Source organism: Spongiactinospora rosea (assembly GCF_003315795.1).
GTDB lineage: Bacteria > Actinomycetota > Actinomycetes > Streptosporangiales > Streptosporangiaceae > Spongiactinospora > Spongiactinospora rosea.
Genome location: NZ_QMEY01000023.1, coordinates 77,709 through 102,616, shown reverse-complemented (window position 1 = coordinate 102,616; position 24,908 = coordinate 77,709). Strand labels below are relative to the sequence as shown.

Annotated in this window: 22 protein-coding genes; 9 read left to right on the top strand and 13 right to left on the bottom strand. The window is 71.1% G+C overall.

The window, feature by feature from the left end; all coding sequences use genetic code 11:
- Positions 1-2: 2 nt before the first annotated feature.
- On the bottom strand, positions 3-647 hold the full coding sequence (locus DP939_RS35730) for a class I SAM-dependent methyltransferase (RefSeq protein WP_225878698.1): 645 nt from the start codon (positions 645-647) through the stop codon (positions 3-5).
- Between the two features lie 70 nt (positions 648-717).
- On the opposite strand from DP939_RS35730, the gene DP939_RS35725 reads away from it, so the two are divergent.
- The 3 genes from DP939_RS35725 to DP939_RS35715 all read left to right on the top strand — a co-directional run bounded on the left by DP939_RS35725 (position 718) and on the right by DP939_RS35715 (position 3,526).
- Positions 718-909, top strand: coding sequence for a ferredoxin (locus tag DP939_RS35725; protein WP_113985251.1), 192 nt, complete (start codon positions 718-720; stop codon positions 907-909).
- Positions 910-931: 22 nt separating this feature from the next.
- The gene (locus DP939_RS35720; protein ID WP_113985250.1) at positions 932-2,020 is read left to right on the top strand and encodes a Zn-dependent alcohol dehydrogenase; all 1,089 of its coding nucleotides are present in this window, start codon (positions 932-934) and stop codon (positions 2,018-2,020) included.
- Positions 2,021-2,083: 63 nt separating this feature from the next.
- Positions 2,084-3,526 carry an AAA family ATPase gene (locus DP939_RS35715; protein WP_113985249.1) on the top strand — a complete coding sequence of 481 codons (1,443 nt, stop codon included), beginning with the start codon at positions 2,084-2,086 and terminating at the stop codon, positions 3,524-3,526.
- 7 nt (positions 3,527-3,533) lie between these two features.
- On the opposite strand, the gene DP939_RS35710 is transcribed toward DP939_RS35715, so the two are convergent.
- Positions 3,534-4,649 (bottom strand): S1 family peptidase, encoded by a 1,116-nt coding sequence (locus DP939_RS35710; protein WP_158578888.1) that lies wholly within the window; start codon positions 4,647-4,649, stop codon positions 3,534-3,536.
- A gap of 637 nt (positions 4,650-5,286) precedes the next feature.
- Between DP939_RS35710 and DP939_RS35705 the strand changes: the two genes are divergently transcribed.
- The 3 genes from DP939_RS35705 to DP939_RS35695 all read left to right on the top strand — a co-directional run bounded on the left by DP939_RS35705 (position 5,287) and on the right by DP939_RS35695 (position 7,638).
- Positions 5,287-5,691 (top strand): hypothetical protein, encoded by a 405-nt coding sequence (locus DP939_RS35705; RefSeq protein WP_147268258.1) that lies wholly within the window; start codon positions 5,287-5,289, stop codon positions 5,689-5,691.
- A gap of 78 nt (positions 5,692-5,769) precedes the next feature.
- On the top strand, positions 5,770-6,558 hold the full coding sequence (locus DP939_RS35700; protein ID WP_113985246.1) for a hypothetical protein: 789 nt from the start codon (positions 5,770-5,772) through the stop codon (positions 6,556-6,558).
- Positions 6,559-6,618: 60 nt separating this feature from the next.
- On the top strand, positions 6,619-7,638 hold the full coding sequence (locus DP939_RS35695; RefSeq protein WP_113985245.1) for a sigma-70 family RNA polymerase sigma factor: 1,020 nt from the start codon (positions 6,619-6,621) through the stop codon (positions 7,636-7,638).
- A gap of 5 nt (positions 7,639-7,643) precedes the next feature.
- Here the strand turns inward: DP939_RS35695 and DP939_RS35690 are convergent, their stop codons facing one another.
- From DP939_RS35690 to DP939_RS35660, 7 genes are all read right to left on the bottom strand, one after another.
- Positions 7,644-7,982 (bottom strand): HEAT repeat domain-containing protein, encoded by a 339-nt coding sequence (locus tag DP939_RS35690; protein ID WP_113985244.1) that lies wholly within the window; start codon positions 7,980-7,982, stop codon positions 7,644-7,646.
- Between the two features lie 80 nt (positions 7,983-8,062).
- Positions 8,063-9,070 carry a sugar phosphate isomerase/epimerase family protein gene (locus tag DP939_RS35685; protein WP_113985243.1) on the bottom strand — a complete coding sequence of 336 codons (1,008 nt, stop codon included), beginning with the start codon at positions 9,068-9,070 and terminating at the stop codon, positions 8,063-8,065.
- A gap of 15 nt (positions 9,071-9,085) precedes the next feature.
- Positions 9,086-10,231, bottom strand: coding sequence for a Gfo/Idh/MocA family protein (locus DP939_RS35680; protein WP_225878697.1), 1,146 nt, complete (start codon positions 10,229-10,231; stop codon positions 9,086-9,088).
- 31 nt (positions 10,232-10,262) lie between these two features.
- Positions 10,263-11,312: an ABC transporter substrate-binding protein gene (locus tag DP939_RS35675; RefSeq protein WP_113985242.1), complete on the bottom strand. Its 1,050-nt coding sequence runs from the start codon at positions 11,310-11,312 to the stop codon at positions 10,263-10,265.
- 9 nt (positions 11,313-11,321) lie between these two features.
- On the bottom strand, positions 11,322-12,332 hold the full coding sequence (locus DP939_RS35670; protein WP_113985241.1) for an ABC transporter permease: 1,011 nt from the start codon (positions 12,330-12,332) through the stop codon (positions 11,322-11,324).
- Positions 12,325-13,848 (bottom strand): sugar ABC transporter ATP-binding protein, encoded by a 1,524-nt coding sequence (locus tag DP939_RS35665; protein ID WP_113985240.1) that lies wholly within the window; start codon positions 13,846-13,848, stop codon positions 12,325-12,327. The genes DP939_RS35670 and DP939_RS35665 overlap by 8 nt, the downstream gene beginning before the upstream one ends.
- Complete coding sequence (locus DP939_RS35660) at positions 13,845-15,041, bottom strand: ROK family transcriptional regulator (protein ID WP_113985239.1); 1,197 nt, start codon at positions 15,039-15,041, stop codon at positions 13,845-13,847. The genes DP939_RS35665 and DP939_RS35660 overlap by 4 nt, the downstream gene beginning before the upstream one ends.
- 335 nt (positions 15,042-15,376) lie before the next feature.
- Here DP939_RS35660 and DP939_RS35655 point away from each other — a divergent pair, with 335 nt between their 5' ends.
- Positions 15,377-16,435 (top strand): NAD(P)H-dependent amine dehydrogenase family protein, encoded by a 1,059-nt coding sequence (locus DP939_RS35655; RefSeq protein ID WP_113985238.1) that lies wholly within the window; start codon positions 15,377-15,379, stop codon positions 16,433-16,435.
- Positions 16,436-16,475: 40 nt separating this feature from the next.
- Here the strand turns inward: DP939_RS35655 and DP939_RS35650 are convergent, their stop codons facing one another.
- The 4 genes from DP939_RS35650 to DP939_RS35635 all read right to left on the bottom strand — a co-directional run bounded on the left by DP939_RS35650 (position 16,476) and on the right by DP939_RS35635 (position 20,089).
- Positions 16,476-16,997, bottom strand: a complete 522-nt coding sequence (locus DP939_RS35650; RefSeq protein ID WP_113985237.1) for an NADPH-dependent FMN reductase — start codon at positions 16,995-16,997, stop codon at positions 16,476-16,478.
- Positions 16,998-17,149: 152 nt separating this feature from the next.
- On the bottom strand, positions 17,150-18,202 hold the full coding sequence (locus DP939_RS35645) for an MBL fold metallo-hydrolase (RefSeq protein WP_225878696.1): 1,053 nt from the start codon (positions 18,200-18,202) through the stop codon (positions 17,150-17,152).
- A gap of 40 nt (positions 18,203-18,242) precedes the next feature.
- Positions 18,243-19,499 carry an MFS transporter gene (locus DP939_RS35640; protein ID WP_113985235.1) on the bottom strand — a complete coding sequence of 419 codons (1,257 nt, stop codon included), beginning with the start codon at positions 19,497-19,499 and terminating at the stop codon, positions 18,243-18,245.
- The gene (locus DP939_RS35635; protein WP_113985234.1) at positions 19,496-20,089 is read right to left on the bottom strand and encodes a winged helix-turn-helix domain-containing protein; all 594 of its coding nucleotides are present in this window, start codon (positions 20,087-20,089) and stop codon (positions 19,496-19,498) included. Before DP939_RS35635 ends, DP939_RS35640 begins: the two co-directional genes overlap by 4 nt.
- A 169-nt stretch (positions 20,090-20,258) precedes the next feature.
- On the opposite strand from DP939_RS35635, the gene DP939_RS35630 reads away from it, so the two are divergent.
- Both DP939_RS35630 and DP939_RS35625 read left to right on the top strand, forming a co-directional pair.
- Positions 20,259-20,927, top strand: coding sequence for a B3/B4 domain-containing protein (locus DP939_RS35630; protein WP_225878695.1), 669 nt, complete (start codon positions 20,259-20,261; stop codon positions 20,925-20,927).
- 202 nt (positions 20,928-21,129) lie between these two features.
- Positions 21,130-24,825, top strand: a complete 3,696-nt coding sequence (locus DP939_RS35625; protein WP_113985284.1) for a multifunctional oxoglutarate decarboxylase/oxoglutarate dehydrogenase thiamine pyrophosphate-binding subunit/dihydrolipoyllysine-residue succinyltransferase subunit — start codon at positions 21,130-21,132, stop codon at positions 24,823-24,825.
- Positions 24,826-24,908: the final 83 nt, after the last annotated feature.

The following is a 24,908-nucleotide window of genomic DNA, read 5'->3' as shown; positions in this document are numbered from 1 at the left end:
CTTCAGATCCTCTCCAGGACGCGGAGCGAGCCGGTCCGGCGTACCTGCTTGAACGCGCCCGACCCGACCGCCCTGCGGAAGATCCGGTAGGGGCCCTGGCCGCCGTCCTCCGGGCGTTCGAACACGTCGTGGATCGCCAGCGCGCCGCCCGGCATGACGTGCGGCGACCAGTCCTCGTAGTCGGCGGCGGCCAGGGCGTCGGCGTGGCCGCCGTCGATGAACAGCATGGCCAGCGGGGTGGTCCACAGCGCGGCCACCCGCGCGGAGGCGCCGACGACGGCGATCACCTCGTCCTCCAGCCCGGCGGCGGCGATGGCCGCGCGGAAGAACGGCAGCGAGTCCATCCGGCCGGTGGCCGGGTCGACCAGCTCGGGGTCGTGGTGCTCCCAGCCGGGCTGGATCTCCTCCGAACCGCGGTGGTGGTCCACGGTCACCACGACCGAGCCGGCCTGCCGGGCGGCGGCGCCGAGGTAGATGGCCGACTTGCCGCAGTAGCTGCCGATCTCGAAGATCGGGCCGTGGGCGCCGTACGCGCAGCCGGTCTCGTACAGCGCCAGCCCCTCGTCCGCGGGCATGAACCCCTTGGCGCGCCCGGCGGCCGCACGCAGCTCGGCGGGCATCGCGGGCACCGGCGTGGGATGGATCATCAGGGCAGAGTACCCGGCGCCGGTGACATCATCGAAAGTGCGCACAACGCGCTTTTCCGGAGGTGAACAGGTGAAGGTCGAGGTCGATCCGATGATCTGCGAGGCCAATGCGGTCTGTACGGGCCTGGCTCCCGAGGTCTTCGAATTGGACGACGACGATGAGCTGCGCATCCTGCTGCCCGAGCCGCCCCAGGCGCTGGCCGACCGGGTACGGCACGCGGTGCGGTCCTGTCCCAAGGCCGCCCTCACCCTGAGCGAGTGACCCCCCAACAGGAGGATTTGAGATGCGAGCCGCGTTGGTGCACGCCGTCGGCGGCGGCGTGCTCGACATCCGCGACGACGTCACCCTCGCGCCGATCGGGCCGGACGACGTCCGGGTCCGGATGCGGGCCACCGGTGTGTGCCACTCCGATCTGTCGGTGATGTCCGGGGTGCTGCCGCAGCCGATGCCGATCATCCCGGGGCACGAGGGCGCGGGCGAGGTGGTGGAGGCCGGCGACCACGTAACTGGCCTGCGGCCGGGCGACCGGGTGATCATCAGCTGGACTCCGCCGTGCGGCGGGTGCGCCATGTGCCTGGGCGGCCAGCCGTACCTCTGCGTGACCTTCATGGGCAAGGTCTTCTCCACCCCGCGGTTCCGGTTCGGCGGCGACGCCGCCCCGGCGTACGGCATGGCCGGGTGCGGCACCTGGGCGGAGGAGATCGTGGTGCCCTGGCAGGGCGCGATCAAGATCGATCCGGATGTGCCGTACGAGGTGGCCGCGCTGATCGGCTGCGCCGTCACCACGGGCGTGGGCGCGGTCCTGAACACCGCCAAGGTCCGCCCGGGGGCGACGGTCGCGGTGATCGGCTGCGGCGGCGTCGGCCTGTCGGTCGTCCAGGGCGCCCGCCTGTCCGGGGCGACGACGATCCTGGCCGTCGATCCGCTGCCCGCCAAGCGCGACCTCGCCGTCCGGCTCGGCGCCACCGACGTCTGCGCCCCCGGCGACCTGAAGGAGACCATCGCCACCGTCACCGGCGGCATCGGCGTCGACCACGCCTTCGAGGTCGTCGGCACCTCCGCCACCATCCGCGCCGCCTGGAAGGCCGCCCGCCGCGGCGGCGATGTCATCGTGGTCGGCGCGGGCGCGGCCGACGACATGTTCTCCCTGTCGGCCTTCAACCTGCTGTTCGAGGGCAAGAACCTGCTCAGCTCCGTCTACGGCGGCGCCGACGTCCGCCGCGACTTCCCCTACCTCACCCGCCTCTGGAAGGCCGGCCGCCTCGACCTGGAGAGCCTGATCAGCACCCGGATCGAACTCCCCGACCTGAACGAGGCCGTCACCGCCCTCCAGGGCGGCGAGGCCCTGCGCCAGATGGTCGTACTCGACTGAGCTTGGTAGATGCCATCTACATAGATAGAGTCTACCTAGATGGCATCTACCAAAGGGTCGCCCATGAGCGGATTCGTCGGCCGCCGGACGGAGCTGGCCATGCTGCGCAAGCGGCTCGACCGTGTCACCGCCACGGCGACCGGCGTGGCGGTGACGCTGCGCGGGCGGCGGCAGATCGGCAAGTCGCGGCTGGTACAGGAGTTCTGCGACCGCTCCGGCGTGCCGTACTTCTACTTCACCGCCACCAAGGGCATGTCGCCCGTCGAGTCCGCCGAGCGCTTCTCCACGGACCTGCGCGACTCCAAGTTGCCCGCCGACCCCGAGCAGGTCCCCACCGTGACGTCGGGAAACTGGACCGACGCCCTCCGCGTGCTGGCCGGCGCGCTGCCGTCGCGGCCCTCGATCGTGGTCATAGACGAGCTGCCCTGGCTCGCCGAACAGGACGAGGTCTTCGACGGGGCGCTCCAGACCGCGTGGGACCGGCTGCTGTCCACCCGGCCGGTGCTGCTCCTGCTGCTCGGCAGCGACCTGCACATGATGGAACGGCTGACCTCCTACGAACGGCCGTTCTTCGGCAGGGCCGACGCCATGGTCCTCGGTCCGCTCGACCCGGCCGAGATCGGCGGCGCGCTGGGCCTGGCCGGTGCCGACGCCATCGACGCCTATCTGCTGACCGGCGGCCTGCCGGGCATCCTGCGCGCCTGGCCGTCCGGCACTCCCGCGCTCGACTTCGTCGAGACCGAGTGCGCCGACCCCTTCTCGCCGCTGTTCGGGGTCCCCGAGTCGGTGCTGCTCGCCGAATTCCCCGCGCCGGACCAGTCACAGCGGGTGCTCGAGGCGATCGGCGCGGGCGCCCGTACGCAGGCCGCCATCGCCGCCACGGCCGGAGGCAGGGCCGGGCCGCTCAAGTCCGGCTCGCTGTCCCCGCTCCTCGCCCGCCTGGTCCAGGACAAGCGGATCATCGCCGCCGAGCAACCGCTGTCCACACAGCCGGGCAAGCCCGCGCTCTACCGCATCGCCGATCACAACCTGCGGCTCTACCTCGGCATGCTGCGCACCGCCGCGGAACAGTCCCGCAGAGGCCGTCCGGAGGCGGCCTTCCGGGTGATCGGGCGGCGCTGGCCGTCCCTGCGCGGCCGTGCCGTCGAGCCGTTGATCCGCGAGGCGCTGACCCTGGCCGCCCTGGCAGGCGAGCTGCCCTGGCCGGGTGTGGAGGCCGTCGGCGGCTGGTGGAACCGCCGCTTCGACCCCGAGATCGATCTGGTCGGCGCGGACCGGTCGCCGGTGGCACGGACCATCGTGTTCACCGGCTCGATCAAGTGGCTGTCCGGCCCGTTCGACCGGCACGACCTGGCCGCCCTGCGCCGGGACGCGCTCGCGGTGCCCGGGTTCACCGCGGGCACCGCGCTGGCCGCCGTCTCGCTGTCCGGGCTCGCGCCCGACGTTCCGGCGGACGATCTCGCGCTCGTGTGGGGGCCGGAGGACGTGGTCAGGGCCTGGGGGTGAGGCCGGGCTAGGGGGCGGGGGTGGTGATCAGGGTGACGCCGTAGGTGGCCAGCGGCCTGGCGATCGGCTGGAAGAAGCTGATCAGATTGCCCTGGGAGGGGTCTGAGCCGATCGACGCGGTCCCCAGGGCCTGACCGGTCTTCTTGGTCCAGTCGACGGCGACATACGGCTGGCCGGAATCACCGGGATAGAGGCCGATGTTCGTGCGGGTCAGGCCGTAGAGCGAGCCGTTCGCGAGGTTCACGGTGGCGTTGAGCTGCTGGATCTTTCCGCACTGCCAGTTTCGGGCCAGGCTGTAGGAGCAGATCGTGCTGCCGATCGGCACCACTCCGTGACCCTGGATGAGGACCTCCTGGTGCGGCGCCCGGCCGATCAGGCCCGATCCCGGTCTGCCGGCCACCAGCCTCACATAGGCGAAGTCGTTGGTGGGGAAGACGGAACCCGCCACCGTGCCGAGGGGGCGGGGCGGCGTGGTCCGCGCGTCGGACACAGCGGCTCCCGCCCGGCCGCAGTGACCTGCGGTGATGAAGCCCTGTTCCGTCCCGCGCCGCACCGTGAACCCGACCGCGCAGCGCGCGCTGCCGTTGAAGACGATCGGGTCGCCGCCGCGTACGTCGTCGCTGCGCGGCAGAAGCCGCTCGGTGGTCGGCTCGACCCGGACGGCGGCGCGGTCGACTCCGGCCGCGCGTACGAACGCCTCGCCCTTCGCGACGTCGGCGGCGAGCACCACCACGCTGTTCGTCCGCGGCTCCACGTACCAGACGCGGACCGCCTGATCGACCGGCCGGGTCCGGTTCAGCCTGTCCAGGAGCGCGTCGAGGCTCGCCTGCGACCGCGCCACGACCGCGGCCCGCGCCCCCGCCGCGGTCAGCCGGGCGACATCGCCCGCGTCCGTGGTGGCCACCACCAGCGCGCCCGCGTCATCGATCCACGACCCCCCGAACCGCTCCCCCAGCCCGGCCCGCAGCCCGGGCTCGATCGCCGCCGCCCGCCTCTCGGCAGCGGCCACCCCCTGCAAGGGCCCCGGCGACGCGGCCGGGACCGCCTGAGCGGGGGTGGCGGTCAGTACGAGCACGCCTGCGGCAAGCGCCAGGCCCACGGTCTTCCAGCGGCGTCTGTCCACGGCGGACTCCTCCCGGTGGCGGTGCCGCAACGGTACGGCGCGACACCCCGGCCAGGAGCTACCAGTAATGTCATCCCACCGTGGTATATGGCCAAAGGCCATCCCCTGCCGAATTGTTCGAGTGGCTGCGCGAGAACAGACCAAAGGAGCGCCATGAAAGGCCGAGTCGTCGTCCATTTCGACTCTGCCATGGAGGCGCAGGCGGGCGCGCTGGTTGCCGTGTCGCGGCTTCTATCGCGCACACCTCCGCGCGAGCCCATCGGCGAGGACACCTGGCGAGAGCGGTTGCCCGACTGGCTGGTACGCGCGTTCGCCCCCACACGGACCAGGGCGAGGGCCGGCAGTGGCCGCATTGGTTCTCGCCGGGAAATGAAATATGGACGCTGGGATCTATAACGGTACGGACTGATATATGGGCGTTATGGATTGATCTCGACCAGGAAGGTGATCCGGTCCCACTGGCGGCACTGGAATGATCATCGAGCTCACCGGGTCGTCCATTTCGGAAACGCAGCGACTCTGATATCGGGTGCAGAGGCCGGGGGAAAACCGGTTGGCAAGTGGCCGGGGAGTGGCGCATGTTGGCTGGGTGTCCGAGATTCCGCCTCGTACGGCGACTGACGCATACTTCGCGAACATGGCGGCCGCGGGGACTCCGCGGCGACTGGATGTCGTGCTCGACATCGACCTCGGCGAGTTGGTGCCGGGGCATCGTGTCGTGGCCCGTGGCCTGGAGCTGGCGGCCGAGGGGGCCATGTTGCACTACGAGTTCGTCCCAGGGATCGATCATGAGGAGGAGCAGAGCAAGGGCCTGTTCTTCTGGTACTGGACGCTGTCCGCCAGTGACGACGCCGGGACCGAGTACGCCGGGAACGACAGCGGTGCCTTCGCCTCCGGGGGAGGGGAGGCCACGCACGGCGTTCGGGATCTGGGTGGGGCGGTCCCGGGTACGGCCGACCGGCTGCTTCTCGGGTTCGCTCCCGCCGAGGGCTGGTCACCGCCCGCCCTGTGGTGCCGCCAGGTGGAGGTCGCTCTGCCCTGACCGCCATCTGTGCCACAAGCGTGATCATGTCGCGATCCGCCCCGGCGAGGATGGGTTCAGAGGGAAGGGGTGTCGCGGATGCTCGATCGAATCCTCAGGGCGGTTCTCATCGTGATCGCCATGGTGGCGATCACCGCGGCGGACGGCTCGGGAAGCCTCGAAGCCGCCCCCGCCGATCCAGTCGACGCGCTCAAGCGTCAGTTCGCCGCCGGCCGGGGCGTCATGGTGACCACGAAGCTCACCGTCACCAAGAAGGGCGAGACGATCGAGCTGGGCAGCTCCGGAGCGGCCGACTTCGGCCCGCGGGGGATCACCGCCACAGACCTCACCGCCGCCATGCCGGCCGGGGTGTTCTCCGCGTTCACGGGGGCGAGCCCGCGAGCCGTCACCGTCCAGGGCCACCGGTACATCAAGGACGACACGGCGCAGGTGTCCAAGGGGTGGCAGGAGAACGGCGACGCTGCCGTGCGCCCCTGCCTGGACGCCACCTGGACACTGCTCGCCGACCCGGCCATGCTCGCGGCGGTGCTGGCCACCACCACGAGCAGGAGCCGGGCGGGCGTCTACGACGGCACGCCCACCGTGCTGCACGAGGGCGTCATCACGCTGGGTGCGCTCCACCGGGCCCGCCCGCAGCCGTGCGACGACCTCGACCCGACGGCGCCGCGGGGCGCGACGGCGGAGGCGAAGGTGTCCTGGCGCATGTGGATCGGCGAGGACCGTCTGGTACGCCGGGCGTGGGCGGCATGGGACGGCGTGTCCGAGAAGGGCCGGCTCCTCTACACCAACGTGTCCGACGCGTGGCTGACCGCCTGGGGCGCCCGGCCCGACATCGAGGTCCCGGCGATCGAGCCGCAGGCGGGCTAGGGAAGATCTTCCAGGTGAGAGCGGTCGGGCCGGCTTCGCGATGAGGCAGAATCATCTCTTGTGAGCGAAGTGCCCGAACTCCCTGATCTGGCAGGCGCGCAGGCGGGAGATGACGCCGCCTTCGGCAGGCTGGTGGCGCCGCTGCGCGGGGAGTTGCACGCGCACTGCTACCGGATGCTCGGTTCGGCGCACGACGCCGATGACGCGCTTCAGGACACGCTGCTGCGGGCCTGGCGCGGGCTCGCCCGGTTCGAGGGCCGCGGTTCGGTGCGGTCCTGGCTCTACACCGTGGCCACCCGGACCTGCCTGGACGTCATCGAGGCGCGCGGCAGGCGGGCGCTGCCGATGGACCTCGGCCCGGCGAGCGAGCGGGCGGTCACCACCAGCCCGATGCGCACCGAGATCGCCTGGCTCGGCCCCTACCCCGACGCGGAACTGCCCGAGGCCGCCGCCCGCCCCGACGCGCGCTACGAGCAGCGCGAGGCCGTCGAACTGGCCTTCGTCGCCACCCTCCAGCACCTGCCCGGCAACCAGCGGGCGGCGCTGCTGCTGTTCGAGGTGCTCGGGTTCTCCGCCGCCGAGATCGCCGGGGTGATGGACACCTCGGTCGCGTCGGTCAACAGCGCCCTGCAACGGGCCCGCGCGATCGTGCACGCCAAGATCCCCGGCCCCAGCCAGCAGCGCGCGCTTCGCACGATCGGCGACGCGCGGCTGCGGGAGATCGTCACGGGCTACTCCACGGCGCTGGAGCGCGGCGACGCGGACGCGCTGGTCGCGCTGCTGACCGAGGACGTCACCTGGTCGATGCCGCCGATGCCGCACTGGTACCACGGCATCGAGGCGGTCACCGACTTCGCGGTGCGGGTGCCGCTGACCTCCTGCGGGTCCTGGCGGCATCGGTACGTCGGCGCGAACGGCCAGCCCGCCGTGGCCTGCTACCTGCGGAGTGACGGCACGGACGAGTATCGCGCCTGGTCGATCAACGTGCTGACGGTGCGCGGCGACCGGATCGGCGAGATCACGTCCTTCCTCGGCGGCGAGCACTTCGCGCGCTTCGGGCTGCCCGCCGTACTGCGCTGAGAGCGTCAGGTCTCCTCGGGCCTGGCCCGCCACAGCACCTGCCGCGCCTCCTGCCCGGGCAGCCGCCGCAACCCGCGCAGCGCCCAGTACCGGAACGCCTCGTCCTCGCCCTCGGCCAGTTCGGTCAGCAGCGGCAACGCCGACAGCGACCTCGCCTCGACGATCAACTCCAGCAACCGGCAGCGAAACCCGTGGTCGTCGTCCTCGTCCTCATCGCGGAACTCGGCGATCAGTTCGCCCACGTGCTCGCCGGCGTGCGGCCACAACAGGAAGAAGCCGTCCTCGCGCTGCTGCGGATCGCTGCACCGCATGAGTCGCATGGCCTCGGTAAACCGCTGCGTCATTCGGTAAAGGCTAGCCGGGAAATGCGAATTAGCCTTCATACTCGGCCATGAATAGGTAACCCCACCGATGAGCGCGCGGCTCACGGTGTCCCGAAGACCGCGTCGAACGCGGCCCCCGGCGGGGTGATGGCGTTCAGCCCGCGGACGTACGCCAGCGCCTCCGGCGCCCCCATCAGCCGGTCCATCCCCGCGTCCTCCCACTCGACGGAGATCGGCCCGTCGTAGCCGATCGCGTTCAGCGCGCGGAAGCAGTCCTCCCACGGCACGTCGCCGCGGCCGGTGGAGACGAAGTCCCAGCCGCGCCGCGGGTCGCCCCACGGCAGGTGGGAGGAGAGCCGGCCACGCCGCCCGTCGCCGCAGCGGATCCTGGTGTCCTTGCAGTCCACGTGGTATATCCGGTCGGCGAAGTCGAGGATGAAGTCCGCCGGGTCGAGCTGCTGCCACAGCATGTGCGAGGGGTCCCAGTTGAGCCCGAACGCCGGGCGGCGCCCGACCGCCGCGAGGGTCGCCACGGTCGTGTGGTGGTCGTAGGCGATCTCGCTCGGGTGCACCTCAAGCGCGAACCGCACCCCCACCTCGTCGAAGACGTCGAGGATCGGGTTCCAGCGGGCGGCGAAGCCGGCGTACCCGTCCTCGATCACCGACGCCGGGACCGGCGGGAACATCGCCACGGTGTGCCAGATGGGCGAGCCGGTGAAGCCCACCACGGTGCCGACGCCGAGCCGGGCGGCGGCCCGCGCGGTGTCGGCGATCTCCCCGGCGGCCCGCCGCCGCACGCCTTCCGGCTCGCCGTCCCCCCAGATCCGGGCGGGCAGGATCGCCCGGTGCCGCTCGTCGATGAGGTGGTCGCTGACGGCCTGGCCGACCAGGTGGTTGGAGATCGCCCACACCTCCAGGCCGTGCGCCTCCAGGATCTCCAGCCTGCGCGGGACGTAGGAATCGTCGGCGAGGGCCTTGTCCACCTCGAAGTGGTCGCCCCAGCAGGCGATCTCCAGGCCGTCGTACCCCCAGCCCGCGGCGAGCCGGCAGACCTCCTCGAACGGCAGGTCGGCCCACTGACCCGTGAACAACGTGATGGGTCTGGTCATCTCACGCACTTCCCCTCATACGGCCGTCCACCGGCTCTCCTCGGCGGCGCTGCGCTCCACGGCGGCCAGCACCTGCTGCACCCGCAGGCCGTCCTCGAAGGACGGCGTGGGGTCCTCCTCCGCGGCGATGGCGGCGAGGAAGTCCCTGACCTCGTGGGTGAAGGTGTGCTCGTACCCGAGCCCGTGCCCGGGCGGCCACCAGGCGTCCAGGTACGGGTGGCCGGGGTCGGTCACGATGATCTTCCGGAAGCCGCCCTCCGCGCCCGGCAGGGTGGCGTCGTGGAACCACAGCTCGTTCATCGCCTCGAAGTCGAAGGACAGGCTGCCGAGCGATCCGTTGATCTCCAGCCGCAGCGAGTTCTTGCGCCCGGTGGCGTACCTGGTGGCCTCGAAGGACGCCAGCGCCCCGCCGGTCAGCCTGCCGATGAACAGCGCCGCGTCGTCCACGGTCACCGCGCCCGTGCCGGGGGCGTCGGGCAGCGGGCGTTCGTTGACGAACGTCTCGGTCAGCGCCGACACCCCGGTCACCTGCTGCCCGGTGACGAACGCCACCGTGTCCACGACGTGCGCGCCGATGTCGCCGAGCGCCCCCGACCCGGCCTTGTCCCTGCGCAGCCGCCACACCAGCGGGTGTTCCGGATCGACCAGCCAGTCCTGGAGGTAGATCGCCCTGACGTGGCGGATCTCGCCGAGCCTGCCGTCCGCGACCAGGCGTCGGGCCAGCGCGACGGCCGGTACCCGCCGGTAGTTGAAGGCGACCATGGAACGCACGCCCCTGGCCGCCGCCGACCGCGCCGCGGCGGCCATGGCCTCGGCCTCGGCGACCGTGTTGGCCAGCGGTTTCTCGCACAGTACGTGTTTGCCCGCGGTCAGCGCGGCAATCGCGATCTCGGCGTGCGAGTCGCCGGGCGTGCAGACGTCCACGATCGCCACGTCGTCGCGGTCGATGAGGTCCTTCCAGTCGCTTTCCACCGCCGCCCAGCCGAAGCGCCGCGCCGCCGCCACGGCATGATCCCTGGACCTGCCCGCCAGCGCCGCCAGCGCGGGCCGTACCGGCAGGTCGTAGAACGCGCCGACGCTGCGCCACGCCTGGGAGTGGACCCTGCCCATGAAGGCGTAGCCCACCAAGCCGACGCCCAGCGCCGGTCTGCGGTCCTGCACGTGATCTCCTCCCCCGATCAGGAATCAGGAATCAGGACTCGAATCCGAGCGGTAGGTACCGCTCGACGTTCTCCCTGGTGATGGTCTCGGACGCGAGCGTGATCGACTGCGGCACCTGGTTCTCCACGAGGTCGCCCATGCCCTTGCCCTGCGCGATCAGCCTGGCCAGCTTGACGGCGGACGAGGCCATGCTGGGGCTGTAGGTGACGGTCGCCTTCAGCACGGAGTCCGGTTTCTGGATCTCGCGCATCGCGTTGGCCGACCCCGCGCCGCCGACCATCACGAACTCGTTCCGCCCGGCCTCGTTGATCGCGGCGAGCACGCCGACGCCCTGGTCGTCGTCGTGGTTCCACAGCGCGTCGATCTTCTTGTGCGCCTGGAGCAGGTTGCTCGCCACCGAGGTGCCGGTCTCGACGGTGAACTGCGCGTCCTGCTGGGCGGTGACGCGGAAGCCGTAGGTCTTGAGCGCGTCGGCGAAGCCCTTGCTGCGGTCCTGGGTGAGCGGCAGCGTGGCGATGCCCTGGATCTCGACGATCACCGGGTCGGCGACGTTCTTCTCTTTCAGGGCCGCGCCGATGTAGTGTCCGGCGGCCACGCCCATGCCGTAGTTGTCGCCGCCGATCCAGGTCCGGTAGGAGAGCTTGTCGGGGAAGACCCGGTCCAGGTTGACGACCGGGATGCCCGCGTCACTGGCCCTGCGGGCGATCTGGTTGAGCTGCTGCCCGTCGTTGGGCAGGATCACCAGCGCGTTCACCTTGGCCGCGATCAGCGACTCGACGGCGGAGATCTGCTGGTTGACGTCGTTGGTCGGCTGGACCGGCCTGAACTCCACGTCGCCGTACCGCTTCGCGGTGGCCTCGGCGTTCTTGGCGATGGCCGCGATCCAGCCGTGGTCGGCGGCCGGGGCGGAGAAGCCGATCACCACCTTCTCGCCCGGTACGTCGTTGCCCTCGGTGGCGGCGGGCGCCGGGGAGGAGACGGCGGCCTGGGGTTCGTTGCCGGTACAGGCGGTGACGAGCGCCCCGGCGCCGACGACGGCTCCGCCGAGCAGGAAGCCCCGCCGGGCGACGTTCTCGGTCATTGCTCTCTCCTACGGGTCGCGCTGGGTCCGGGATCGGAGGCTCCGCCGTTGCAGCAGCACGGCGATGACGATGATCAGCCCCTTGGCGATGAGCTGATCGCTGGTGTTGAGGCCGTTGAGGATGAACAGGTTGGTGATCAGCGTGAAGATCAGCAGGCCGAGGATGGAACCGCCGATCGTGCCCCGGCCGCCGGTCAGCAGGGTGCCGCCGATGATCACGGCGGCGATGGCGTCCAGCTCGTACAGGTCGCCGTGGGTGGAGGAGCCGGTGGTGGTCCGGGCCATGATGATCACGGCGGCGATCCCGCAGCACAGGCCGGACAGCCCGTAAAGCAGCATGGTGTGCTTGCGTACGTCGATGCCGGCCAGCTTGGCGGCCTCGGGGTTGCCGCCGACGGCGTAGGTGCGCCGCCCGAAGGTCGTACGGTTCAGTACCACCCATCCGGCGACCACCACGGCGGCGAACACGAACACGATCGGCGGCAGGCCGAGCACCCGCCCGCTGGACAGGTCCACCAGCGCGGAGTTGCCCGGCTGGAGGAGCTGAGTGCGCCGGTCCGACATGCGCTCGGCCAGGCCACGCGCGGCCACCAGCATGGCCAGGGTGGCGATGAACGGCACCATCCGCCCGTAGGAGATGAGGAACCCGGACAGCAGCCCGGCCCCGGTGCCGACCAGTACGGCGCAGATCACCATCACCACCGGCCCGTAGGACTGCGTGGCCAGCGTGGTCGCCCACACCGAGGCGAGCGCCATCACCGCGCCCACCGACAGGTCGATGCCGCCGCCGATGATGACGAAGGTCATGCCGACCGTGATCACGCCGATGGTGGCGGCCAGCGCCAGCACGGTGACCAGGTTGGAGGTCGTGGCGAAGGTCTCCGGCACGGTCACCAGCCCGACGACCGCCAGCAGCGCGAGCGCGGCCACCAGCCCGAGGTGCCGTGCCCGTCCGACGGCGCCGAGCAGGCCGGCCCCTGTATACGGCCTGCCGGGCCGCCGGATCGAGTGGTTAGTCACCCGGTTCCTCCTTGTGCGGAGTGCCGTCCTGCGCGGCCATCACCAGGTCGAGCACCCGGTGTTCGTCCAGGTCAGCGGCGTCGGCCTGGTGAACGACCGCGCCCTCCCTGATCACCAGCACCCGATCGGCCAGGCCAAGTACCTCGGGCACCTCGCTGGAGATCAGCAGCACGCCGATCCCCGCGTCGGTGAGCCCGCGGATCACCGCGTACAGCTCGGCCCGCGCGCCGACGTCCACGCCGCGGGTCGGTTCGTCCAGGAGCAGCAGCCGGCGGCCGTTGATCAGCCAGCGGGCCAGCACCGCCTTCTGCTGGTTGCCGCCGGACAGCGTCCGGACCGGCCGGTCCGGGTCGGGCGGGCGGATGTCCAGGGCCTTGATCTGGCCGGCGGCGTCGGCGCGCTCGCGCCGCCGGTCCAGCCAGCCCAGGCGGGAGTAGCGGGGCAGGCTGCCCAGGGTGATGTTGCGGGCCAGGCTCTCCTCCAGCAGGAGGGCCTGGGCCTTGCGCTCCTCGGGGGCCAGGCCCATGCCCAGCTTCACAGCGCGCTTGACGCCGCCCCGCCGTACCGGACGCCCGTCCACGTACACCCGCCCGGTGGACCCGCGCGCCCCGTAGACGGCCTCGGCGATCTCGGTGCGGCCCGAGCCGACCAGCCCGGCCAGCCCGACGATCTCCCCGGCCCGCACCGAGAACGACACGCCGGAGCACACCCCGGGCACGGTCAGGTCCTCCACCCGCAGCACCTCCGCGCCGAACGCCGCCACGCGCCGGGGCGGGAACACGTACTCCACCTTGCGCCCGGTCATCAGCGACACGATCCGCCCGGTCGGGGTGTCGCGGGCGGGCAGCCCGGCGGCGGCGGTCCGGCCGTCCTTGAGCACGGTGACCCGGTCGCCGATCTCGCGGATCTCCTCCAGCCGGTGGGAGATGTAGACGACGGCGACGCCCTGCGCGGTCAGTTCGCGGATGACCCGGAACAGGCCGCGCACCTCGTCGTGGGCGAGCGCCGCGGACGGCTCGTCCATCACGATCACCCGGGCGTCGTGGGACAGCGCCCTGGCCATGCTGACCACCTGCTTGCCCGCGGGGGCCAGCCGGCCGACCTCCATGGCCGGAGAGATCTCCGGGTGGCCGAGCCGGGCCAGCAGCGCGGCGGCGGCCCGGTTCGCGGCGCGGCGGCGGGTGAAGCCGAAGGTCGCGTGCTCGTGGCCCAGGAACACGTTCTCGGCCACGCTGAGGCCGTCCACCAGGTCGAGTTCCTGGTAGATGGTTGCGACGCCGAGCCGGATGGCGTCGGGCGGCCCGGCCATCCGCACCTGCTCGCCGCCCAGGGTGACGGTGCCCTCGTCAGGCCGGTGCGCGCCCGCGAGGATCTTGATGAGCGTCGACTTGCCCGCGCCGTTCTGGCCGAGCAGGCAGTGGACCTCGCCCGCGCGTACCGAGAAGTCCACGCCGGAGAGCGCCCGCACGCCGGGGAAGCGCTTGACGATCCCCCGCATGACCAGCAGTTCGCTCATGACGGCCGGGCCTCCATGATCCGGTTGATGTTGTCCGGGGCGAGGTAGTGCTCGATCGCCAGCAGCCCGGCCCCGAGCGCCGCCGCGTCCACCCCGGTACGGGTGGGCGTGATCACCAGGTGGTGCGTGGCCAGCGGCAGGGACCTGCGGTAGATCGTCTCCCTGATCCCCGCCAGCAGGTGGTCGTGGACCCTGGCCAGCGCCCCGCCGATCACGATGACCTCGGGGTTGAAGAAGTTGACCAGCCCGGCCAGCACCTCGCCGATGAGCCGGCCCGCCTCCCTGACCAGCCGCAGCGCCTGGGTGTTGCCGCTCTGCACGAGCGCGACCACGTCGGCGCCGGTCTCGGCGGGGTGGCCGAGTTCGGTGAGCCGCCTGGCGAGCGCGGCCCCGCCCGCGACGGCCTCCAGGCAGGCGCTGTTGCCGCAGCGGCAGCCCGCGTCGTCGTGGCCGCTCACCCGGATGTGCCCGATGTCGCCCGCCGAGCCCTGCGCGCCGCGGTGCAGCCGTCCCCCGGCCACCACGCCGCAGCCGATCCCGGTGCCGACCTTGACGAACAGCAGGTAGCCGGTGCCCGGGAAGGCGTTGCGGTGCTCGCCGAGCGCCATCACGTTGACGTCGTTGTCGACCAGTACGGCGGCGTCGTAGCGTCCGGCGAAGAACTCGGGGACGGGATATTCGTTCCAGCCCGGCATTATCGGCGGGTTGTTGGGGCGTCCGGTGGCGTGCTCGACCGGGCCGGGCACGCCGATGCCGATGGCCTTGAGCGTGGCGGGCGCGCGTCCCGCCTCGGCCAGCAGACCCTTGATCCGCTCGTCGGCGTGGGCCAGCACGGTCTCGGGCCCCTCGGCGATCGGGATGGTGTCCTCGCGGGTGGCGAGGACCGTGCCGCCGATGTCCAGCAGGACGGTACGGCAGTGCGTCGCGCCGAGGTCCACCCCCGCGACGACGTGCCCGGCGGTGTGCAGGCGCAGGCGGCGCGGCGGGCGCCCGCCGGTGGACTCGCCGTTTTCCGTCTCCTCGACGAGCCCGTGTTCGATCAGCGCGTCGACCCGCTGCGAGACGGTGGATCTGGCCAGGCCGGTGACCTTGGCGAGGTCGGCGCGGGTGGTCGCGGAACCGGTGCCGATCAGGGTGAGGACGTCGCCGGGCGACCCGGCGACCGTTCGCTCGTCGGCGGAACCGAACGTCATGCCGAGACGATAAATAGCCACTTATCGCAATTTCAAGGGCTTAGTCGCCCGTGATAATACTGAAACATTGCCGACTTATGTTGATCGTCGAACAAAGGCGCGTGCTAAATGCGGGGACTTACGCCGACTTCCGCGATGAGGGGGATGTCCCATAACGCCGGAAAAGCGCGTAGTATACGCAAATGCCCAGCTCAACAAGGGTCACCGCGCTGCAACGTCGCAGATAGTGATCGGACGGTTAAATTTCTGCTAGAGTTTTCCACTCCCGTAGGGGCGCGGGGACGGTGTCCGCCTTCACCGCGGCCCGTCACCTGACACCGGGCTGGAGGCCATGCATGCCCGTACGGCCGCCCCTCCGAGTGGTCCAATGGGCCACGGGCGCAGTTGGACGGTATTCCTTACGCGACCTCATCAGAAGACCCGACCTTGAGCTGACCGGCGTCCTGGTCTACGACCACGACAAGGTCGGCGCCGACGCGGCCGAGCTGGTCGGCCTCTCCCCCTGCGGGATCAAGTGCACCGACGACGTCGACCAGATCATGGCCCTCGACGCCGACTGCGTGCTGCACATGCCGCTGCCGTCGTCGTTCTTCCACGGCGACCACGCGGGCGACACCGAGACGATCTCCGATCTGCTCGCCTCGGGCAAGAACGTCATCACCACCACGGGTTACGTCTACCCCAAGGCGTACGGCACGGGCGTGCTCGACCGGCTCACCGCGGCCTGCCGCGAGGGCGGCACCACCCTGCACGGCACCGGCATCAACCCGGGCTTCATGAGCGACCTGCTGCCGCTCACCATGACCGGGCTGTCCAGCCGGGTCGATCACATCTACGTGCGCGAGACGTCCGACTTCGCCGGGCATCCGTCCCGCCAGGTGGTGGTGGACCTCATCGGGTTCACCCGCGGGCCGAAGGAGTACGCGGCGGCGGTCCGCCCGTTCCGGGCCTTCCAGCGGGCGCTGTTCGCCGAGAGCGTCCAGCTCGTGGCCGACGCGCTGGGCGTGGTCCTGGACGAGGTGGAGGAGAGCGACGAGTTCGAACTCGCCACCGAGGAGTTCGAGATCGCCGCCGGGGTCGTCGGCGCGGGCACGGTCAGCGCGTCGCGCTGGGTCTTCTCCGGGCTGGTGCGCGGCATGCCGTTCATGACGGTGGAGTGCGTCTACAAGGCCGACGCCCGTCAGGCCCCGCGCTGGCCGGACCCGGGCTTCACGGTGCACATCGAGGGCGTGCCGCAGATGATGGTCACCATCGAGGAGGTCTCGCACGGTCTGGCGGGCGCGGCGGCCCACGCGGTCAACTCGATCGCCGCCGTGTGCGCCGCCCCGCCCGGCATCCGCACCGTCCTGGACCTCCCTCTCATCACCGGCAGGGGAACCGTACGGCTGGCCTAGCGGTGCGGCGCAGCCGGCCGTACCAGGTCAGGTGGCGGCCTCAGGTGGCCACGACCCCGCGCGTCACCGCCTCCACCTGAGGCGCCACCTTGTCGGCCCAGTCGCCGATCACGTCGCCGAGATCCGGCAGACGTGATTCCAGCACGGCGAGCCCCGGTGTGGGCACGAACGCGCCGAGTTCGAGCAGCAGCGGACGAAGGTGCAGTTCCACCGCGAGCGCGTGCCGCGGATCGCCCATCACCAGCAGCGGGAGCGCGGCCTTGCCGCGCAGCGCGCCGCCGGGGAGCCGGTCCAGGAACGCCTTGAGCAGCCCGGTGTAGGTCGCCTTGTACGTCGGGCTGACCACCACCAGCGCATCGGCGCTCGTGACCAGTTCCAGAGCGATCTCCAGACCCGCGGACGGTTCGGGGGAGAGCACCACGGAGGTGAGCGCGGACAGATCCACCACCTCGGGGGGGTCCGCGCGGCCGAGCCGAGCACGCACGGCTTCGGCCGCCGCCACCGCGACCCCGTGCGTGCGCGACCCGGCCCGGGGGTTGCCCACCAGGGCGACCACCGTCATGCCACCACCTCCGCCTCGAGTTCGAGGTCGTCTTCGGGAAGGTCGTACCAGTGGCGGTCGCCTTCGTACACCGACTGCTCGGGCGTGCCCGTCTGGTCCATACCGGACAAGTTACGCAGCACACCCGGGAAAGTCAATATTTCCTACTGGCTTTATCGGGAAACCGGGAACCACAGATCGGGCTCCCCTGGGACCCGCCGGGCCCGTCCCCTGGCCTCCAGCCAGACCAGGTGCGCCAGCGTCTCGTTGTTGGCGCCCCGCCGCATGAACTCCGGGATGGACTCCCAGGGCCGCGACCAGGTCAGCCGGGTCGCCGCCTTCCAGCAGCTCATCCCGTCCGCGCCCGCGAGCACCGCCTCGATCTCGCCGAGCCGTTCGCCGTGGTGGGCCATGACGTCCTCCACCCGGTCGGCCAGCTCCCTGAACCGGTACTCGTGCGCGGGCAGCACCTCCTCCACGTCCCATCCGCGTACCTCGGCCAGGGAGTCCAGGTAGTCGGCGAGCGGGTTGGCGGGCGCCTGAGGACGTACCGCCACGATCGGGGTGATCTTGGCCAGTACGTGGTCGCCGGAGAAGAGCAGCCGCCGCTCGCCGTCCACGAAGCACAGGTGGCCGGGCGAGTGGCCGGGGGTCCAGCGCGCCCGCAGGTCCCAGCCGGGCAGGCCGATCGGCTCGCCGTCCTCGATCAGCCGGTCCGGGGCCGGTTGCGCGACGAACCGCCTGATCATCGCGGCGACGCCGGCCGTCGACTCGGACGTCATCGGCGGCGCTCCGCAGCGGGCCAGGAGTGCCTGCTCGCCCGCGATCAGCCCGTCGATCGTCCCGTCATGGCCTTCCAGGAGCCGGGCGTCCGCCGGGTGCAGGCCGATCCACGCCCCGGACTCCTCGCGCACCCGGCCCGCCAGCCCGTAGTGGTCGAGGTGGACGTGCGTGACCAGTACGGCACGCACGTCCGTGATCGCGTACCCGGCGGTCGCCAGGCCGCCCGCCAGGCCCTGGTAGGCGTCCTCGGTGTCCCATCCGGCGTCGATGATCGCCACGCCGTCCGGGAGTTCGAGCGCATAGACCAGGACATAGCGCAGCGAGTCCAGGGGCAGCGGGACCGGGATCGACCACAGGCCCGGCCGTACCCGCTCGACCTCCGGTAACCCGCCCCCGCGCCACGCCTCGCGCTGCGCCGCGTTCACCGGCGTGACCATTCGCATTCGGGGCTCCTCTCGGCCGACCGCCTAGAACAAAGTTCTATCAGGGCGCGCGGCCCGGGGCGACGGCGAGAACCGCGCGGGTGCGCGGATACAGCAGCGTGGACAGCAGCATCAGCCCGCTCGCCACCGCCCAGGCCGCGCCGATGCCCACCCGCCCGGCCAGCCAGCCGAGGCCGACGTTCGCCAGGAAGCCGCCGAGCTGGAGGGCCAGCGAGTCCACCGACAGCAGCGTGGCCCGCTGGGCGGACTCCACCCGGCCGTGCATGATCTCGACGTGCAGCAGCGTGGCCGCCGACAGCCCGACGAACATGACCAGGTACGCGCCCGCCGTGGCGGCCACGCCGGCCGGACCGGGCAGCGCCGTGGAGGCGGCGAGGCCGCCGAGCGCCAGTACCGTGACCACCGCACCGGCCCTCGCCCCGCGGATCGAACCGCCCGCGATCCGCGCGAAGGCCGGGGCCAGCGCGTTGCCCGCCGCGCTCGCCGCGAAGCCCACCGCCGCGACCATGCCGTAGGCGGTGCTGCCCGCGCCTCCCGTCAGTTCGCCGAGCCGGATCGGCGTCAGCAGTTCGATCGAGCACAGCGCGATGCCCGCCGCCGCGCTGACGCCGAGCATCCGGGCCAGCACGCCGTCTCTGACCGCCACCCCGACGCCCGTGCGGATCGACAGCGGCACCCCGCGCAGCACCTCGCCCAGGCCCAGCCGTTCGCGCGGCGGCTCGGGCAGCGCGACCAGCACCACCGTCAGCAGCAGCACGGACGCCACCCCGGCCAGAACCAGGGGCGCGGCCAGCGGCTCGGCGACCACCGAGGACAGGCCGAGCGGCAGCAGTCCCCCGGTCACCACCCCCGCGCACAGCGCGATCGAGCCCATCGCCTCACCACGGGCCAGGCCGGGCTTCAGGTCGGCGTCCCGGCCCTCGGCGGCGTGCAGCGTGTCGACGTACCACGCCTGCGCCGGACCGCTGGACAGCGCCCTGGCGACGCCCTTCAGCGCGCAGCCCAGCATGAACATCGGCAGCGAATGGGCCAGCACCAGCACCGTGTAGGCGGCGGCGCTGAACGCCCCTGAGGCGGCCAGCACCGTACGCCTGCCGATGACGTCGGACAGTCCGCCGGTGGGCAGCTCCAGGACCACGACGGTGAGGCCGTAAAGGCCCATTACGGCGCCGATCTGCGCGACGCCGAGCCCGCGGCCCGCCATCAGCAGTACCAGCGGGGCCATCATCAGGCCGGGGGGTAACCAGGTCAGCGCGCTCACCAGCGCGTAGCGGCGGCGCGCGGAAACGGGGTTCACTCGGCCGGGCCTTCCAGCTCTTCGGCCGGGGCGGGCCGTCTCGGGAAGGCGGAGTAGTGGATCACGACCTGTTCGGCCGCGGGGTCGGCGGCGTCGCGGGCCGCGAGTTCGCGCAGGACGTCCTCCCACCGCCGGTACAGCTCGGTGAGCGTGGCCGGGGTCAGCCGGACGACGTCGTCGCTGATCCCCGCGGCCTCGATCCACGCAGCGCTCCAGGTCGCCGCCTGCGCCTCGAACTCCTCGTTGGACCGGATCAGCAGCTCGATCTGACGCTGCCGGATGGCAGCCACCGCCGCCCGCCCCTCCTCGGTGGCGGCCATCTCGGCGTTGTCCCAGGAGAGGTAGCGATGCACGGCCCGCCAGCGTCGCTCGCGGGCGTCGCGCTGGTCGGGGTCTTCTTCTATGAAGTCGTACTTGGCGAGTTCGCGCAGGTGGTAGCTGGTGAGGCCGGAGCTTTCCGCGACCCTGCGGGCCAGCTCGGAGGCGGTGGCGGGGCCGTCGGTGCGCAGCAGGCTGAGCAAGCGCAGGCGCAGTGGGTGGGCGACGGCCTTGAGGGTGCGCGGATCGGTGACCCGGAAGGAGTCTCGCATGGCAGGAGCGTAGACCGCAAATGAAGCTTTGCAAAGCTTCATTTGCGGTCTTTCGCGGGTGCCCCGCCCGTCGGCCGTCCCCTGATCGGCGGCCGACGGGCCCGTACGTGAGTACGCGCGCGGAGCGCGAACGGTTCAGATCGGTTGCGCCGTCGCTAGAGTGAGGCGGGTGCGAATTGAGGACGTGTGGATCGACGACGCCGTACGCGAGCTGCGGCCGGACTTCGCCGTACTACTGATGACCGTGCGCGGCCTGCGCAACGGCCCGTCCGATGACCGATCGCGGGCCTGGCTGACCGACGCCGCCGGCCGCGCGGTGGGCCCCGAGCACGAGCGGATCGAGGCGTGGCGGTCGGCGTACCGCGCCTTCGGCGCCAAGCCGCAGCGCACCCGCCCCTCGGTGGACGCGCTGATCAGGCGGGTCCAGCTTCCGGAGATCAACCTCGTGGTCGACGCCTACAACGCGATCAGCGTCGCGCACGCGCTGCCCATCGGCGGTGAGGACATCTCCCACTACATCGGCCCCGCGCGGCTGGTCAGGGCGCAGGGCGACGAGCCGTTCGACACCACGGCCGCGGGCGAGGAGGTCACCGACCACCCCGAGATCGGCGAGGTCGTCTGGCGCGACGACCAGGGCGTCACCTGCCGCCGCTGGAACTGGCGGCAGTGCGTGCGCACCCGGATCACCGAGGAGACCACCGACGCGCTGTTCATCCTGGAACGGCTCGCCCCGATGCGGCTCGACGAGCTGGAGGCCGCCGGGCGCGAGCTGACCTCGCTGCTGGACCAGATCGCCCCGGATGCGCGCACCGAAACGCGGTTGCTTACCATGGGGTGACATCCCTCTAACGAGCGGGTGACCAGGTGGGTACCGCCCGGACTGACTACCTTCGTGTGACGACTTCGGGGCGTCCTGGGAGGATCGGCCCTGTGAGCTGTCTCGGGGCTGCATCTTCCGCCGTTATGGGCGAGTAACCTTGAACAGGATCTCTTTCATCAACTACATCAACGCCGATCTGCGGAAGAGGGCGATTTCCGCCGTGTCGTCTGAGTCGTCGCGGTCTAACCCGCTGGCAAGCTTCGGGCAAAACGAGTGGCTTGTCGACGAGCTGTACCAGAAGTATCTCCAGGACCCCGAGTCAGTGGACCGCGCCTGGTGGAACTTCTTCGCTGACTACAACCCTGACTACGGGCCGAGCCGGGCGACCCCGGCGGCCCCCACCACCGCGAACGGGGCCACCACGGCTCCGTCCGCACAACCTGCCGCTCCGGCGGCGCCCGCTCCCGCACCGGCGAAGTCCCCAGCGCAAGCGAAGGAAGCACCCGCGAAGGTGGCCCCCAAGGAGCCCGCGGGCAAGCAGTCCGCCCCGGTGCCCGAAGGCGCCGAGGAGATCCGTCTGCGCGGCGCCGCCGCGCGCACGGTCACCAACATGGAGTCCTCCCTGGCCGTCCCGACCGCCACCAGCGTGCGGGCGGTCCCGGCCAAGTTGCTCGTCGACAACCGGATCGTGATCAACAACCACCTGTCGCGCGGTCGCGGCGGGAAGGTCTCCTTCACCCACCTGATCGGCTTCGCGGTCGTCAAGGCGCTCGCCGAGATGCCCGACATGAACCACTCCTACGCCGAGGTCGACGGCAAGCCGGTGCTGGTCAAGCCGGAGCACGTCGGGCTGGGCCTGGCCATCGACGTCCAGAAGTCCGACGGCACCCGTCAGCTTCTGGTGCCGTCCATCAAGTCCGCCGAGGGCATGGACTTCCGGCAGTTCTGGATGGCGTACGAGGAGATCGTCCGCAAGGCCCGCAACGGCAAGCTGGCCATCGACGACTTCGCGGGCACCACGATCAGCCTGACCAACCCGGGCACCATCGGCACCGTCCACTCGGTGCCGCGGCTGATGCCCGGCCAGGGCACGATCATCGGCGTCGGCGCGATGGAGTACCCCGCCGAGTACCAGGGGGCCTCCACCGAGACGCTGGCCCGGCTGGCGGTCAGCAAGGTCATCACGCTGACCAGCACCTACGACCACCGGATCATCCAGGGCGCGCAGTCCGGCGAGTTCCTGCGCCGGATCCACACGCTGCTGCTCGGCGGCAACGGGTTCTACGACGAGATCTTCGAGGCCCTGCGCATCCCGTACGAGCCGGTCCGCTGGGTGCCCGACATCTCGGCCACCCACGACGACGACGTGGCCAAGTCGGCCAGGGTCCTTGAGCTGATCCACGCCTACCGGGTCCGCGGTCACCTGATGGCCGAGACCGACCCGCTTGAGTACATGCAGCGCAAGCACCCCGACCTGGACATCCAGTCGCACGGGCTCACGCTGTGGGACCTGGAGCGGGAGTTCGCCACCGGCGGGTTCGGCGGCAGGCCGCTGATGAAGCTGCGCGAGATCCTGGGCGTGCTGCGCGACTCGTACTGCCGCACCGCCGGCATCGAGTACATGCACATCCAAAACCCCGAGGAACGAGCCTGGATCCAGGAGCGGGTGGAAAAGCCGCACGCCAAGCCCGACCGCGAGGAGCAGCTCCACATCCTGCGCAGGCTCAACACCGCCGAGGCGTTCGAGACCTTCCTGCAGACCAAGTTCGTCGGCCAGAAGCGGTTCTCGCTGGAGGGCGGCGAGTCGCTGATCCCGCTGCTCGACTCGGTGATCTCCGAAGCGGCGGGCGACGGCCTCGACGAGGTCGTCATCGGCATGGCCCACCGCGGGCGGCTCAACGTGCTGGCCAACATCGTCGGCAAGTCCTACGGGCAGATCTTCGGCGAGTTCGAGGGCAACCTCGACCCGCGCAGCGCGCACGGATCCGGCGACGTGAAGTACCACCTGGGCTCCTCGGGCGACTTCGTGTCCCCCGACGGCCAGAAGATCGTCACCTCCGTGGTCGCCAACCCCTCCCACCTGGAGGCGGTCGACCCCGTGCTGGAGGGCGTCGTCCGCGCCAAGCAGGACATCCTGGAGCGCGGCGAAGAGGGCTTCACCGTGCTGCCGCTGCTGGTCCACGGTGACGCGGCGTTCGCCGGTCAGGGCGTCGTGGCCGAGACGCTGCACCTGTCGCAGCTTCGCGGCTACCGCACCGGCGGCACCGTCCACGTCGTGGTCAACAACCAGGTGGGCTTCACCACCTCGCCCGCCTCGTCCCGCTCGTCGGTGTACGCCACCGACGTCGCCCGGATGATCCAGGCGCCGATCTTCCACGTCAACGGCGACGACCCGGAGGCGGTCGTGCGCGTCGGGCGGCTGGCCTACGAGTACCGCCAGGCGTTCCGCAAGGACGTGGTGATCGACCTGGTCTGCTACCGCCGGCGCGGCCACAACGAGACCGACAACCCGAGCTTCACCCAGCCGCTGATGTACGACCTGATCGACGCCAAGCGGTCCACCAGGAAGCTCTACACCGAGGCGCTGATCGGCCGCGGCGACATCACGGTGGAGGAGGCCGAGCAGGCGCTGCGCGACTACCAGGCGCGGCTGGAGCAGGCGTTCACCGAGACCCGCGAGGCGGCCAAGGAGCACACCGGCGAGTTCCCGCGGCCGAGCGACCCGGAGGTGGTGCCGTGGTCGCACGGCGACACCGGCACGGCGATCACCGAGGAGACCGTCAAGCGGGTCGTGGAGACCCAGCTCAACCTCCCGGAGGGCTTCACCGTCCACCCGCGCCTGGCGCCGGTCATCCAGCGCCGCGGCAAGATGGTGGCCGAGGAGACCATCGACTGGGCGATGGGCGAGACGCTGGCGTTCGGGTCGCTGCTGATCGACGGCCACCCGGTGCGCCTGGTCGGCCAGGACTCCCGGCGCGGCACGTTCGGCCAGCGGCACGCGGTGCTGGTCGACCGGGTCACCGGCGAGGAGCACACCCCGCTCAAGACGTTCAACCAGGGCATCACGAAGTTCTACGTCTACGACTCGCTGCTGAGCGAGTTCGCCGCGATGGGCTTCGAGTACGGCTACAGCGTCGTCCGGCCGGACGCGCTGGTCGCCTGGGAGGCGCAGTTCGGCGACTTCGTCAACGGCGCGCAGACGATCATCGACGAGTTCATCGCGGCCGGTGAGCAGAAGTGGGGTCAGCGCTCCTCCGTGGTGCTGCTGCTCCCGCACGGCTACGAGGGCCAGGGCCCTGACCACTCCTCCGCCAGGATCGAGCGGTTCCTGCAGCTCTGCGCCCAGGACAACATGACGGTCGCGCAGCCCTCCACCCCGGCGAACTACTTCCACCTGCTGCGCTGGCAGGTGCTGTCCAACCGCCGTCGCCCGCTGGTGATCTTCACTCCGAAGTCACTGCTGCGGACGAAGGCGGCCAGTTCGCCCACCGCCGAGTTCACCTCCGGCTCCTTCCAGCCGGTCATCGGCGACGCGAAGGTGGACGCGGGGGCGGTCCGCAAGGTCGTGCTCAGCTCCGGCCGGGTCTACTACGACCTCGCGGCGGCCCGCGACAAGCGCGGCAGCGAAGATGTCGCGCTGGTCCGCCTGGAGCGGCTGTACCCGTTCCCGACGGACGAGCTCCAAGCGGAGCTGTCCCGCTACCCGGCCGACGCGGAGCTGGTCTGGGCCCAGGACGAGCCGGTCAACATGGGCCCGTGGCCGTACCTGACCCTCAAGCTCGCCGAAAACCCGGACACCTTGGGCGGCCGCCCGATCCACCGGGTCTCCCGCAAGCCCAACTCCTCCCCGGCCACCGGCTCCCACGCCGCCCACGACCACGAACTCGAAACCATCCTCGACTCCATCTACTCCTGACCCCAAGGGAAAAGGCCCCCTCCGGGGGGCCTTTTCCTTTTTCCCCTCCTCACCGGCCATCCATCGCCCGCAGGCACCGCACC

Coding starts and splice junctions, on each gene's coding strand:
- DP939_RS35730 (WP_225878698.1), bottom strand. CDS start 647: ATGATCCATCCCACGCCGGTGCCCGCGATGCCCGCCGAGCTGCGTGCG.
- DP939_RS35720 (WP_113985250.1), top strand. CDS start 932: ATGCGAGCCGCGTTGGTGCACGCCGTCGGCGGCGGCGTGCTCGACATC.
- DP939_RS35715 (WP_113985249.1), top strand. CDS start 2,084: ATGAGCGGATTCGTCGGCCGCCGGACGGAGCTGGCCATGCTGCGCAAG.
- DP939_RS35705 (WP_147268258.1), top strand. CDS start 5,287: ATGGCGGCCGCGGGGACTCCGCGGCGACTGGATGTCGTGCTCGACATC.
- DP939_RS35700 (WP_113985246.1), top strand. CDS start 5,770: ATGCTCGATCGAATCCTCAGGGCGGTTCTCATCGTGATCGCCATGGTG.
- DP939_RS35690 (WP_113985244.1), bottom strand. CDS start 7,982: ATGACGCAGCGGTTTACCGAGGCCATGCGACTCATGCGGTGCAGCGAT.
- DP939_RS35685 (WP_113985243.1), bottom strand. CDS start 9,070: ATGACCAGACCCATCACGTTGTTCACGGGTCAGTGGGCCGACCTGCCG.
- DP939_RS35675 (WP_113985242.1), bottom strand. CDS start 11,312: ATGACCGAGAACGTCGCCCGGCGGGGCTTCCTGCTCGGCGGAGCCGTC.
- DP939_RS35665 (WP_113985240.1), bottom strand. CDS start 13,848: ATGAGCGAACTGCTGGTCATGCGGGGGATCGTCAAGCGCTTCCCCGGC.
- DP939_RS35660 (WP_113985239.1), bottom strand. CDS start 15,041: ATGACGTTCGGTTCCGCCGACGAGCGAACGGTCGCCGGGTCGCCCGGC.
- DP939_RS35655 (WP_113985238.1), top strand. CDS start 15,377: ATGCCCGTACGGCCGCCCCTCCGAGTGGTCCAATGGGCCACGGGCGCA.
- DP939_RS35650 (WP_113985237.1), bottom strand. CDS start 16,997: ATGACGGTGGTCGCCCTGGTGGGCAACCCCCGGGCCGGGTCGCGCACG.
- DP939_RS35645 (WP_225878696.1), bottom strand. CDS start 18,202: ATGCGAATGGTCACGCCGGTGAACGCGGCGCAGCGCGAGGCGTGGCGC.
- DP939_RS35635 (WP_113985234.1), bottom strand. CDS start 20,089: ATGCGAGACTCCTTCCGGGTCACCGATCCGCGCACCCTCAAGGCCGTC.